Here is a 12,148-nt window from a genome sequence, read left to right on the forward strand (position 1 = left end):
ACCCTGCGAAATAGCGTAATCCTGCGAAAAGGCAAGTGACGGGAGCGTTTCGCACCCCATCACTTGCCTTTTGTGAAGCGCCGGTGAAGTTTAAGTCTTCGGGGAGGGAAGCGGATGGACCAGGTCCGGCTGGCGAAGGTGGCTCTGTCGGCCGCGACCTTCGCCATCGACAAGCCCTATGATTATCTGCTGCCTGCTGAGCTTTTGGAGACCGCGCGGCCCGGTATGCGGGTGCTGGTGCCCTTCGGGGCGGGCAACCGCAGGATTGAGGGGATTATCCTCGCCATCGCCGACGGTCCCCAGAGCGAGAAGCTCAAGGCGGTATTCTCCCTTCTGGACGAGGAGCCGGTGCTGGACGGCGAGAGCATCCAGCTGGCCCTCTGGATGCGGGAGCGGTATTTCTGCACCGTCTACGACGCCGCCCGGGCCATGCTGCCCGCGGGGCTCTATTTCTCCCTGCAGGACCGCTACCGCCTTGTGAATCAGGCGGATAAGGAGGGGGCCTATGAGGCCGCGGGCCGCTCCGACTACGCCCGGCGGATATTGGATTTGGTCTACTCCTGCGGCGGAGCCGCCGAGCTGGGGCAGATCCGGGGGGCATTCGGCGCGAAGGACCCGGGCCCGGCGCTGAAGAGCCTGGTGGATAAAGGTGTTCTGATTCTGGAGACCAGCGCCTCCCGGGGGGTGGGGGATAAGACCGAGCAGGTCGCCTCCCTCCTGATGCCGCCGGAGGAGGCCCTGGCCCTGGTGGCCCCCAAGCGGAAGAGCGCGCCCCTGCGGTATGCGGTGGTGGAGCTGCTCTCCGCCGTGGGACAGGCCTCCTCCAAGGAGATCTGCTACTTTACCGGCGCGTCCACCGCCACCCTGCGCTCCCTGGTCAGGAGCGGGATCGTCACCCAGGAGAAGCGGGAGGTCTTCCGCCGTGTGGCGGTGGACAGCCCTGAGCCGGCGGGGCCGGTGGTCCTCAACGGGGAGCAGGAGGCCGCTTTCCGGGGCCTCGACGCCCTGCGGACCGGGGGCAAGTCCGCCGCCGCCCTCCTGTACGGGGTGACGGGCAGCGGCAAGACCCAGGTCTATATCCGGCTCATCCAGGCCTGCCTGGCGGATGGAGGGGCCGCCATGGTGCTGGTCCCGGAGATCGCCCTGACCCCCCAGCTTCTGCATATCTTTACCTCCCACTTCGGGGAGGAGGTGGCCGTCCTCCACAGCTCGCTGCGGGCGGGGGAGCGGTACGACGAGTGGAAGCGGGTCCGGGCGGGGAGGGCGCGAGTGGTCATCGGTACCCGCTCCGCCGTCTTCGCGCCGGTGGAGCGCCTGGGACTGCTGATTCTGGACGAGGAGCAGGAGTACACCTACAAGTCGGAAAACGTCCCCCGGTACCATGCCCGGGACGTGGCGAAGTTCCGCTGCGCCCGCAGCGGCGCGCTGCTGGTGCTGGGCTCCGCCACCCCGTCGGTGGAGAGCATGTATCTGGCGAAATCCGGGGTATACCACCTCTTTGAACTGAAAAACCGCTATAACGAGCAGGCGCTGCCCGGGGTGTATATCGCGGATATGCGGCAGGAGCTGCGCAGGGGAAACGGCACCTCGGTGAGCGGCCTGCTCCGGCAGGAGCTGGAGGCCAATCTGGCCCACGGGGAGCAGAGCATTCTCTTCATCAACCGCCGGGGGGCCAGCCGTATGGTCACCTGCGGAGAGTGCGGTGAGGTGCCCACCTGCCCCCGCTGCTCGGTCTATCTCACCTACCACTCGGCCAACGGGCGGCTCATGTGCCACTACTGCGGCCACTCGGAGAAGCTGCCGGCAGCCTGTCCCCAGTGCGGCGGGGCCCTCAGCTTCGTGGGCACCGGGACCCAGAAGGTTCAGGAGGAGCTGGAGGAGCTGTTCCCCGGGGTGGAGGTCATGCGGATGGACACGGACACCGTGTCCGCCACCCAGTCCCACGAGAAGCTCCTCTCCCGGTTTGAGAGGGAGAGGGTGCCCATCCTCATCGGCACCCAGATGGTGGCCAAGGGGCTGGATTTTGAGAACGTGACCCTGGTGGGGGTCATCGCCGCCGACCTCTCCCTCTATGTGGACGACTACCGGGCGGGCGAGCGGACCTTCTCGCTGCTCACCCAGGTGGTGGGCCGGGCGGGCCGGGGGGAAAAACAGGGCCGGGCGGTCATTCAGACCTACACCCCGGAGAACGACGTGATTACCAACGCCGCCGCCCAGGACTACGACCGGTTTTATGACGAGGAGATTGGGATGCGCAGCCTCCGGGGCTGTCCGCCCTTCCGGGATCTCTTTGTCCTTACCGCCTCCGGCGCGGAGGAGAGCCGGGTGCTCCGGGTCTGCATGAAGCTGCGCCGCACCCTGGAGGGCTGGCTGGCCCAGCCGCCCTACGACGCGCTGGGAATACAGCTTTTGGGCCCCGCGCCGGCGTCGGTGGCGAAGGTGAACAACCGCTACCGCTACCGGCTGACCCTTTCGGGTAAGAATACGAAGAGCCTGCGGGCGCTGATCACGGCGCTTGTGGTCGCCGCCCAAAACGATAAGGAGAACAGGGGCGTGTCCGTCTTCGCGGATGTGAACCCGCTGGACTGACGGAAGCGCTCCGGCGGGCGGAACAGGCCGTTAAGGCCGGGACGGTTGGGCAGAGCCCGGGGAACACGCGGCGCCGGGTCCGCCCGAGACGCCGCGGCGTGACAGGAAGACGCCTGAGAAAAATAAAACAGAACAGTCGTGTGAAACGGAGGAGAAACCCATGTCTGTACGGAAAATCATTACCAAGGGCGACCCGGTGCTGGGAAAGAAGGCCCATCCGGTGACCCAGTTTGACGAAAAACTCCACGGCCTGCTGGACGATATGCGGGACACCCTCGCCCAGGCCAGCGGCGCCGGTCTGGCCGCGCCCCAGGTGGGCATCCTGCGCCGGGTGGTGGTCATCTCCACCGGCGAGGAGGAGGGTGAGATCCTGGAACTGGTGAACCCCACCATCGTTGCCACCGAGGGGGAGCAGGACGGCCTGGAGGGCTGTCTGTCCGTGCCCGGGTACTGGGGCAGGGTCAAGCGGCCCATGAAGGCCACCGTCCGGGCCCAGGACCGGAACGGGGAGTGGTTCGAGCGCACCGGCGAGGCCATGACCGCCCGCTGCTTCTGCCACGAGGTGGACCATCTGGACGGCAGGCTCTATACCGAGCTGGTGGAGGGCAAGCTCTACACCAACGACGAGCTGGAAGAGATGATGGAAGAGCAGGAGGATTAAGCATGAGAATCCTCTTTATGGGCACGCCCGCGTTCGCCGTGCCCTCCCTGGCGGCGCTGGTGGAGGCGGGCCACGAGGTCTGCGGGGTCTTCTCCCAGCCGGACAAGCCGGTGGGACGGCACCAGAACAAGCTCCAGCCAACGCCTGTTAAGGAATTTGCCGTTACACATCATATCCCGGTCTTTCAGCCGGTGAAGCTCCGGGACGGGTCCGCGCTGGCCCAGATCCGGGCGCTGGAGCCTGAGCTCATCGTGGTGGCGGCCTACGGCCGCCTCCTGCCCGACGACATTCTGGACTATCCCGCCAGGGGCTGCATCAACGTCCACTCGTCCTTGCTGCCCCGGTACCGGGGGGCCGCCCCCATCAACTGGGCGGTGCTCAACGGGGATGCGGAGACCGGCGTGACCATTATGCATATGGCCACCGAGATGGACGCGGGGGATATTATCGATCAGGTCCGCACACCCATCGACCCGGACGAGACGGTGGAGACCCTATACAGCCGCCTGGCCGGCATGGGCGCGGAGCTGCTGGTGAAATCGGTGGCCGCCATCGCCGCGGGGACGGCCCGGCGCGTGCCGCAGGATGCCGCCCGGATGACTCTGGCCCCCATGCTGAGCCGGGAGCTCTCACCCATGGACTGGAAGCGCACCGCGCGGGAGCTGCACAATCAGGTCCGGGGGCTGATCCCCTGGCCTGCCGCCGTGACGGAGCTGGGAGGCTGCCGCTGTAAAGTGTTTTCCACTGCCGTGCCGGATGAGCGAACGGATAGGGCGCCCGGCACAGTGCTGGAGGCCGGGAGGAACGGCATCAAGGTGGCCTGCGGCGGGGGAACCGTCCTCCGCGTAGACGAGCTCCAGGCGGACGGCGGCAGACGGATGAGGGCCGCCGACTGGCTCAGGGGCCACCCCATCTCCGTAGACTGATATGAAATGGTTTGATCTGCTCTGGAATCTGCTCGTCTCTGCGCCGATTCTGATTTTGGCAGTCTCGCTTGCGGTCCGCTGGCTGAAGGCAAGCGGGGCGCCGCTCCGCCGGGCCGCTCTGCCGCCGCCGGAGCAGCAGGAGGGGCGGGAGGCCGGGGCGGGGGAGACCGCGGCGGTCTTCGGCGGGGCGATGCTCTTCCGCCTTCTTATCTTTCTGGCTGTCTGTGCCGTCGCTCTGGTGATGCTCGGGGTCAGGGACGGGCGGGGTCTGCTGTCCCTCTGGGAAAAGTGGGACGGTTTTCACTATGTCCGCCTGGTGGAGCAGGGATACGGGGGATATACCGAGGACGGCCAGCATTATTTCCTGGTGTTCTATCCGCTTTACGTTTGGCTGGTGCGCCTGGTCAGGCTGGCGGTGGGGGATACGGTCCTGTCGGGTCTGCTGGTCTCTTTTTTCTGTTATGCCGGAGGCTGCGCCTACCTCTACCGGCTGGCGTTCCGGGAGTACGGCCGGGCGGTGGCGTGGCGGACGGTGGTGTTCCTCTCCGTCTTCCCGTTCTCCTTCTTCTTTGGGGCCATGATGACCGAGGGACTCTTCCTGCTGACCACCGCCGCCGGACTCTACCATATCCGGCGGCACCAGTGGCTGCGCGCGGGCGTCTGGGGCGCGCTGGCGGCATTGACCCGGATGCACGGGCTTGTGCTGATCGGCGCCGCTCTGGCGGAGCTGATACAGTCCAGGCGGCTTTTCGCCCTGCGGGGCGCGGAGCTGAAGCGGAACCTCCGCGCCGTCCTCTGCCGTCTGCCTCTGATTTTTCTGCCCGTGCTGGGCACGGTCGTCTACCTCTGCCTGAACTACGCGATTGACGGGAACCCGTTTGCCTTTACAGCACATCAGCAGGCGCGCTGGTCCCAGGGATTTATGTGGATTTCCCAGGTGCTGCAGTATCTGCTGATCAATGCCATCACCTACGGCAATCTGACCGTACAGCTTCAGCTCTGGCTGCCAGAGGTGCTTTTGTTCCTCCTCTTTTTCGTGCTGCTCTGGCATGAGCGGGGGAGGCACCGGAGTATGTTCACCCTCTACGCCTTCGCGTGCCTGGTTTTGAACTACTCCCTCTCCTGGCTGTTGAGCGCCGGGCGGTATCTGACCTGCGCCCTCCCGTTTTTTATGTTTGCAGCCTGCCTGACCGAGCGGCGGCCCAGGCTGACCGCCGTTCTGACCGCAGGTATGTCGGCGCTCTTTATTCTGGCCCAGGCGATTTACCTCGTCGGCGGCCAAATCATGTAAACCATCGGAAGGAGGACCAGCCATGGCTTCGCAGAAGACGGTGACCGCAAGGGAAATTGCGCTGCAGACCCTCTCAGCCTGTGAGCGGCAGGGGGCCTGGTCGGACGGATATCTGAATAAGGCGCTCCGCGAGGCCCGGCTGGACGGGCGGGACGCGGCGCTGGCCACACGCCTGTGCTTCGGCGTGCTCCAAAACCGGATGCTGCTGGATTTTTATCTCGGCAAATTTTCCTCCATGCCGCCGGAAAAGATGGAGATCAACGTCCGCTGCGCCCTGCGCCTGGCGGTGTACCAGATGGCGTTCCTCACTAAAATTCCCGCCAGCGCCGCGGTGAACGAGTCGGTGGAGCTGGTCAAGCGGTACAGCAAGAACCCCCGCGCGGCCGGGCTATGTAACGGTGTGCTGCGGGCGCTGGCCCGGCACCTGGATGACCTGCCCCAGGTGGATCGGCGCAGCAGCGTTCATTACCTCGCCACCCTGTACAGCCACCCCGTCTGGCTGGTGGAGGAGTTCATCGGCGCCCTTGGGCCGGAGGAGGCCGAGGCGCTGCTCCGCGCGGACAACCAGGAGCCGCCCACCTGTATCCAGGTCAACACCTTGAGGACCACGGCGGAGGAGCTTCTGCGGGAGCTGTCGCTGGCGGGGGCGCAGGCGCAGCGCCACCCCTGGCTGGAGGACTGCCTCTTTCTCACGGGCGCGGGGGATTTGGAGCGCCTGCCCGCCTTCCAAGAGGGCCGGTTTTATGTGCAGGACCCGGCGGCGCGGCTGGCCGTTATGGCGGCCGGCGCGGAGCCGGGGATGCGGGTGCTGGACGCCTGCGCCGCCCCCGGCGGCAAATCCTTCGCCGCCGCCATCGCCATGGAGGACAAGGGTGAGATTGTCTCCTGCGATATCCACTCCCGCAAGCAGGGGCTGATTGAGTCCGGAGCGGCCCGGCTGGGCCTGGGCTGTATCACGGCGCGCACGCTGGACGCCAAGCTGCGGCGCGAGGAGTTTGCGCAGGCCTTCGATCTGGTCGTGGCCGACGTGCCCTGCTCGGGACTTGGCATTATCCGCAAAAAGCCGGATATCCGCTACAAGGACCCCGGGCCCCTGGAGAATCTGCCCGCCGTCCAGAGCGCGATTCTGGACAATGTGGCGGGCTATGTCCGCCCGGGCGGCGTCCTGCTCTATGCCACCTGCACCCTGCGGGAACGGGAGAACGGGGCAGTCGTGCGGGCTTTTCTTAAACAGCACGGTGACTTTGTATTGGAGCAGTTCCGGCTGCCGGAGCCGATTGGCTGCGTGGAGGAGGGGATGCTCACCCTCTGGCCCCACCGGCACGGCACCGACGGATTCTTCTTCGCCAGGCTGCGGCGGAGTGAGGGCGCTGCCCGGACGCCGCGCCCCACAGCCGCGCGGAGCGAGGAGATCTCATGACGGATATCAAATCCATGAATTTGGCGGAGATGACCGCCTTTATAAAAGCGCTGGGGGAACCGGCTTTCCGGGCCAAACAGATTTTCCAGTGGCTCCACCGGGGGGCCGAGTCCTTTGACGAGATGACCAACCTCTCCAAGCCCCTGCGGGAGAAGCTCTCCGCCGCCTGCTTCATCACGGTCCCGGCGGTGGAGCGCAGGCAGGTGGACTCCCAGGATGGAACCATCAAATATCTTTGGCGGCTTGGAGACGGAAACTGCATCGAAACTGTTTTGATGCGCTATCATCATGGGAATACTGTCTGCATCTCCTCCCAGGTGGGCTGCCGGATGGGCTGCGCCTTCTGCGCCTCCACCCTGGGGGGGAAGGTGAGAGACCTGACGCCCTCCGAGATGCTGGACCAGGTGCTCTTCACCCAGCTGGATGCGCAGACCTCCATCTCCAATATTGTCCTGATGGGCATTGGGGAGCCGCTGGACAATTTTGATACGGTCATGCGCTTTCTGGAGCTGGTGAACCACCCCGACGGCATGAACATCGGAATGCGTCATATCTCCCTCTCCACCTGCGGCCTGACTGAAAAAATTGACAAACTGGCCGAACTTCGGTTACAATTGACGTTGTCCGTCTCCCTCCACGCGCCGGACGACGAGACCCGCTCCCGCATTATGCCGGTCAACCGTTCGGTGGGCGTGGAGAAGCTGTTTCGCGCCTGCCGCCGGTATTTTGAGACCACGGGCCGGCGCATCTCCTATGAGTACGCCATGATCGACGGCGTGAACGACGCCGACTGGCAGGCGGATTTGCTGGTGAAGCACCTGAGGGGGACGCCGGGGCATGTGAACCTCATCCCCCTCAACGAGGTGGCGGAGAGTCCGCTGAAGCCCAGCAGGCGGGTGGCGGCCTTCCAGAAGCGGCTGGAGAGCCAGGGCGTCACCGCCACAGTCCGCCGGAAGCTGGGCGGTGAGATCGACGCCTCCTGCGGCCAGTTGCGGAGGAAGGTTCAGGCGGAGGAAGCGGGCAATACAGAAACACCTCCCATATAGAGAAGAGGCAATCGACATGATAAAAGCATGGGGCGTCACCGACAAGGGCGCCGTCAGACAACAGAATCAGGATGCCTACTACCTGGATGTGCCCAGCGGGGGCCTGGCCGTTGTGGTCGTGTGCGACGGCATGGGCGGAGCGAAGGCCGGAAACGTGGCCAGCACGCTTGCGGTGGAGTCCTTCGTGGACGCGCTGCGGACCCGGGCCGAGGAGGCTGGCGGCAGCCTGCCCGCCGAGCCGGACGAGGTCCTGCAGGAGGCCGCGGAGATCTCCAACAGCGCGGTCTACTACCGGGCCAGCATTGATCCGGACTGCGGCGGCATGGGCACCACCATGGTGGCCGCCCTGGTGGAGGGCCGCCTCGCCCACATTCTTAACATCGGCGACAGCCGCTGCTACCATGTGACCGGCGAGGGCATCTCGCGGGTCACCCGGGACCACTCCGTGGTGGAGGATCTGGTCCAGCGGGGGGAGATCACCCCCGAGGAGGCGCGGCTCCATCCCCGCAAAAACCTGATTACCCGCGCCCTCGGTGCGGAGGAGCACATCCGCGCCGATCTCTATCACCGGGAGCTCTGCGAGGGAGACTGCCTGCTGCTCTGTTCAGACGGCCTCTCCAACGTGGTGACCGACCAGGAGATGCTCTATGAGATCATCCACGGCGGCGCCATTGAGGACTGCTGCGGACGGCTGCTGGACATCGCCATGTCCCGCGGCGCGCCGGACAACGTGACCGCCGTCCTGCTCCAGGCGTAACGATTAAAAGCATAGGAGGATATTTACCATGGATCAATACATAGGTAAATTACTCGACAATCGATATGAGATCTTAGAGCGCGTGGGCGCGGGCGGCATGGCCGTGGTCTATAAGGCCCGCTGCCACCGGCTCAACCGCCTGGTGGCCATCAAGATTCTCAAGAGTGATTTAGCCCAGGACGCGGAGTTCCGCAGAAGGTTCCACGACGAATCCCAGGCCGTCGCCATGCTGTCCCACCCCAACATTGTGGCTGTCTACGACGTGTCCCGCTCCGACGAGCTGGAGTACATCGTAATGGAGCTCATCGACGGGATCACCCTCAAGCAGTATATGCAGAAGAAGGGGGAGGCCCTCAACTGGCGTGAGGCCCTCCATTTCATCACCCAGATTATGAAGGCCCTGGGCCATGCCCACAGCCGGGGCATCATCCACCGGGATATCAAGCCCCATAACATCATGGTCCTGCGGGACGGCAGCGTGAAGGTGGCCGACTTCGGCATCGCCCGGCTTACCTCCGCCGCGCAGAACACCCTGACCCAGGAGGCCCTGGGCAGCGTCCACTATATCTCTCCGGAGCAGGCCAGAGGCAGCCATATCGACGCGCGGAGCGATATCTACTCCGCCGGCGTGGTGCTCTATGAGATGATCACCGGCCGCCTGCCCTACGAGGGGGATTCCCCCATTTCGGTGGCCATTCAGCACATCAACTCCATCCCGCTCTCGCCCCGGGAGATCAACCCCGAAATCCCGGAGGCACTGGAGTCCATCACCATGAAGGCCATGGCGGCCAACATGGACCAGCGTTACGCCAACGCCGACGCCATGCTGGCCGATCTGGAGGAGTTCCGAAAGAATCCGAACATTAATTTCGACTATACGGACGCCGATCTTCTCACCGGCGGCGACGAGCCCACCCAGGTGATGGAGACCAGCGGCAGCCTGAACCTCCGCGGGGCCGTGGCGGCCGCCGCCGCAGGCGCAAACGCGGGGAGCGGACACGGCCCCGCCGCGCCCTCCGCACCGCCCTCCAAGCGGCGCAGAGAGCGGGAGGAGCTCGACGACGAGGATGAGGACGACTATGAGGAGCGCCCCCGCCGCAGGCGGTCGGGCGGAAAGGGAAGCCCCCTGCCCGCTGTTCTGGCGGTCGGCGCCATTCTGATTTTCCTGGCCGCTATCGGCTATTTCCTCTGGGGAATATTGAGCAATATCGTCGTGCCGGAGGATGTCCTGTACGCAACCCCCAAACTGGTAGGCAGGATATACGACGACGTCAAGAACGACGCCGTGCTCCTGAACGGCTTCACGGTCGAGGTGGAACGTACCGTGGACAGCGAGAACGTGCGCGAGGGGGAGATCATCAGCCAGAACCCGGATGCCGGTGAGGAAGTCAAGTCGGGCAATATGAACATCAGCGTGGTCGTCAGCGGCGGGACCTCCCGCTTTGTCATGGACGACTATACCAACCAGAGAGCGTCCCAGATTGAGGCGCTGCTCAGGGACAAGGGCTTTGAGGTTACGATTGAGACCGAGCACTCCGATGTTGCCAAGGGGTACATCATCCGCCAGGACCCCGCCAAGGACACCAGGCTGAATGAGGGCGATGTGGTGACCCTGGTGGTGAGCGAGGGCGCAGAGGTCAAGACCGTCACGATGATTACCGTGGTGGGTCAGCCTCTGGAGCGGGCCAAATCGATGATTGAAGAGCTGGGCCTCATTGTGGGGGCCTCTCCCGAGGTCTATGACGACCTCCAGCCCGTGGGCTACGTGGTGAACCAGAGCGTGGATGCCGGGTCAGAGGTGGCGGAGAAGAGCATCGTCAATCTGCAGATCAGCAAGGGGCCGGACCCCGGCGTGACCCCCAGCCCCGGCCCGGACGAGAGCACTCCGCCCGCTTCCGAGGAGCCGACGCCTCCGCCCAGCGAAAGCCCCAGCCAGCCCCCGGAGTCGCCTCCGGCGGTGGACTTGGTCACGAAGCAGATTTCCATTGAGCTGCCGGTGGACCAGGATGTGGTCGACGTGGTGGTCACCGTGGGCGGAGAGACGCAGTTTGAGGAGAAGAGCCTCGATACCACCCTGCGCAGGATTCGGCCCGTCCTCAAGGGGAGCGGGGCCGGCGTTGAGGTGTGCATCTACTTCGACGGTGTCCTGGCCGAGACCCGCTATGAAGATTTCGTAAAATGAGCGAGGGCGTCATTTTAAAGGCCCTCAGCGGCTTCTACTACGTGGACGGCAAGGACGGCGCGCCCACTGTGGCCTGCAGGGCCCGGGGGCGTTTCCGCCATGAGAAAATTACTCCGCTGGTGGGGGACAGGGTGGTATTTACCGCCCTGTCCGACGGCAGCGGCATGGTGGATGAGATACTTACGCGCAAAAATCAGTTTCAGCGTCCCGCCGTGGCGAACATCGACCAACTGGTCATCATCGCCTCGGGGGCCGTCCCCATCACCGACCCGTTTCTGGTGGACCGTATGATCTCCCTGGCCGAGTGGAAGGGCTGCGAGGCGCTGGTGTGCATCAATAAATGCGATCTGGACGCGGCCGAGGCCCTCTACGCGACCTACCGGAGCGCGGGCTTCCAGACCTTCCGGGTAAGCGCGGAGACGGGTGAGGGGCTGTCTGAGCTATACGCCGCAATTGCCGGCAAGGTCTCTGCCTTTACGGGAAATTCGGGGGTGGGCAAGTCCAGCATTCTCAATGCCCTGGAGCCGGGCTTTGGACTTCAGGTAGGGGAGGTCAGCGACAAGCTGGGACGGGGCCGCCACACCACCCGCCATGTTGAGCTGCTGCGCCTGAACAACGGTGGCCTTGTGGCGGATACGCCGGGCTTCTCCTCCTTTGATATCGATCGGCTGGAAGGCTGCAGGAAGGACGACCTGCAGCACACCTTCCGGGAGTTTGCGCCGTACCTGGACGGCTGCCGCTTTGTGGGCTGCGCCCATGTAAAGGAAAAGGGCTGTGCAGTTCTTGAGGCGCTGGCCGAGGGGAAGATAGCACACAGCCGCCATGCCAGCTATGTGCGCCTCTACGAGCAGGCGAAGGAACACCACGATTGGGAAGACAAATAGAGCAAAACGGCAATCACAAGCCGCCTCCTGCTGCGTATACTGGTTTAGTAACCAGTCCCTACGAAAGGAGGCGGCTTTTATGATGCGCCTACCCAGCAAACGCACCCTCGGGACCGCTGCGGCCTGCGCGGCCGGGGCCGCCCTGCTGTTTTTTCCGGGCAGCATTCTGATGCTGGTCATCGGGGCGGCCCTGGGCTTCTGGGGCCATGGCAGGCTGAAGCAAACGTACTGATACCGTCCATATTTGAAGGAGGCAATTGCTATGAAAATCGTTGTGGTCAAATCTCCCAAGGCGCTGTGCGGGCTTTTGAAAACCATCTTCGGCCTGAGATAATTCCCATTCCCGCGATCCTGTATGGGGCATATCGGGATGGTCTTGTACATATAGTTCT

Annotated in this window: 10 protein-coding genes; all 10 read left to right on the forward strand. The window is 64.4% G+C overall.

Features of this window, described 5'->3' with window-relative positions; genetic code table 11:
- The first annotated feature begins 114 nt into the window (after nucleotides 1-114).
- The 10 genes from priA (at nucleotide 115) to H8S62_RS13075 (ending at nucleotide 11,988) form a co-directional block, all read left to right on the forward strand.
- Nucleotides 115-2,589: a replication restart helicase PriA gene (gene priA, locus H8S62_RS13030; protein WP_186919719.1), complete on the forward strand. Its 2,475-nt coding sequence runs from the start codon at nucleotides 115-117 to the stop codon at nucleotides 2,587-2,589.
- A gap of 160 nt (nucleotides 2,590-2,749) precedes the next feature.
- The gene (def, locus tag H8S62_RS13035; RefSeq protein WP_155146616.1) at nucleotides 2,750-3,250 is read left to right on the forward strand and encodes a peptide deformylase; all 501 of its coding nucleotides are present in this window, start codon (nucleotides 2,750-2,752) and stop codon (nucleotides 3,248-3,250) included.
- A gap of 2 nt (nucleotides 3,251-3,252) precedes the next feature.
- Entirely contained in the window at nucleotides 3,253-4,176 is a 924-nt protein-coding gene (gene fmt, locus H8S62_RS13040) for a methionyl-tRNA formyltransferase (RefSeq protein WP_186919721.1), read from the forward strand.
- 1 nt (nucleotide 4,177) lies between these two features.
- The gene (locus H8S62_RS13045; protein ID WP_186919723.1) at nucleotides 4,178-5,467 is read left to right on the forward strand and encodes a glycosyltransferase family 39 protein; all 1,290 of its coding nucleotides are present in this window, start codon (nucleotides 4,178-4,180) and stop codon (nucleotides 5,465-5,467) included.
- 22 nt (nucleotides 5,468-5,489) lie between these two features.
- Nucleotides 5,490-6,887: a 16S rRNA (cytosine(967)-C(5))-methyltransferase RsmB gene (gene rsmB, locus H8S62_RS13050; RefSeq protein WP_186919724.1), complete on the forward strand. Its 1,398-nt coding sequence runs from the start codon at nucleotides 5,490-5,492 to the stop codon at nucleotides 6,885-6,887.
- Complete coding sequence (rlmN, locus tag H8S62_RS13055) at nucleotides 6,884-7,933, forward strand: dual-specificity RNA methyltransferase RlmN (RefSeq protein ID WP_186919726.1); 1,050 nt, start codon at nucleotides 6,884-6,886, stop codon at nucleotides 7,931-7,933. Before rsmB ends, rlmN begins: the two co-directional genes overlap by 4 nt.
- A gap of 16 nt (nucleotides 7,934-7,949) precedes the next feature.
- Complete coding sequence (locus tag H8S62_RS13060) at nucleotides 7,950-8,690, forward strand: Stp1/IreP family PP2C-type Ser/Thr phosphatase (protein WP_155146606.1); 741 nt, start codon at nucleotides 7,950-7,952, stop codon at nucleotides 8,688-8,690.
- Between the two features lie 28 nt (nucleotides 8,691-8,718).
- Nucleotides 8,719-10,872, forward strand: coding sequence for a Stk1 family PASTA domain-containing Ser/Thr kinase (gene pknB / locus H8S62_RS13065; protein ID WP_186919728.1), 2,154 nt, complete (start codon nucleotides 8,719-8,721; stop codon nucleotides 10,870-10,872).
- Nucleotides 10,869-11,756 carry a ribosome small subunit-dependent GTPase A gene (gene rsgA / locus H8S62_RS13070; protein WP_155146602.1) on the forward strand — a complete coding sequence of 296 codons (888 nt, stop codon included), beginning with the start codon at nucleotides 10,869-10,871 and terminating at the stop codon, nucleotides 11,754-11,756. Before pknB ends, rsgA begins: the two co-directional genes overlap by 4 nt.
- 79 nt (nucleotides 11,757-11,835) lie before the next feature.
- The gene (locus tag H8S62_RS13075; protein ID WP_155146600.1) at nucleotides 11,836-11,988 is read left to right on the forward strand and encodes a hypothetical protein; all 153 of its coding nucleotides are present in this window, start codon (nucleotides 11,836-11,838) and stop codon (nucleotides 11,986-11,988) included.
- The last annotated feature ends 160 nt before the right edge of the window (nucleotides 11,989-12,148 follow it).

The organism is Lawsonibacter faecis (genome assembly GCF_014287675.1).
Lineage (GTDB): Bacteria > Bacillota > Clostridia > Oscillospirales > Oscillospiraceae > Pseudoflavonifractor > Pseudoflavonifractor faecis.

Coding starts and splice junctions, on each gene's coding strand:
- priA (WP_186919719.1), top strand. CDS start 115: ATGGACCAGGTCCGGCTGGCGAAGGTGGCTCTGTCGGCCGCGACCTTC.
- def (WP_155146616.1), top strand. CDS start 2,750: ATGTCTGTACGGAAAATCATTACCAAGGGCGACCCGGTGCTGGGAAAG.
- fmt (WP_186919721.1), top strand. CDS start 3,253: ATGAGAATCCTCTTTATGGGCACGCCCGCGTTCGCCGTGCCCTCCCTG.
- H8S62_RS13045 (WP_186919723.1), top strand. CDS start 4,178: ATGAAATGGTTTGATCTGCTCTGGAATCTGCTCGTCTCTGCGCCGATT.
- rsmB (WP_186919724.1), top strand. CDS start 5,490: ATGGCTTCGCAGAAGACGGTGACCGCAAGGGAAATTGCGCTGCAGACC.
- rlmN (WP_186919726.1), top strand. CDS start 6,884: ATGACGGATATCAAATCCATGAATTTGGCGGAGATGACCGCCTTTATA.
- H8S62_RS13060 (WP_155146606.1), top strand. CDS start 7,950: ATGATAAAAGCATGGGGCGTCACCGACAAGGGCGCCGTCAGACAACAG.
- pknB (WP_186919728.1), top strand. CDS start 8,719: ATGGATCAATACATAGGTAAATTACTCGACAATCGATATGAGATCTTA.
- rsgA (WP_155146602.1), top strand. CDS start 10,869: ATGAGCGAGGGCGTCATTTTAAAGGCCCTCAGCGGCTTCTACTACGTG.
- H8S62_RS13075 (WP_155146600.1), top strand. CDS start 11,836: ATGATGCGCCTACCCAGCAAACGCACCCTCGGGACCGCTGCGGCCTGC.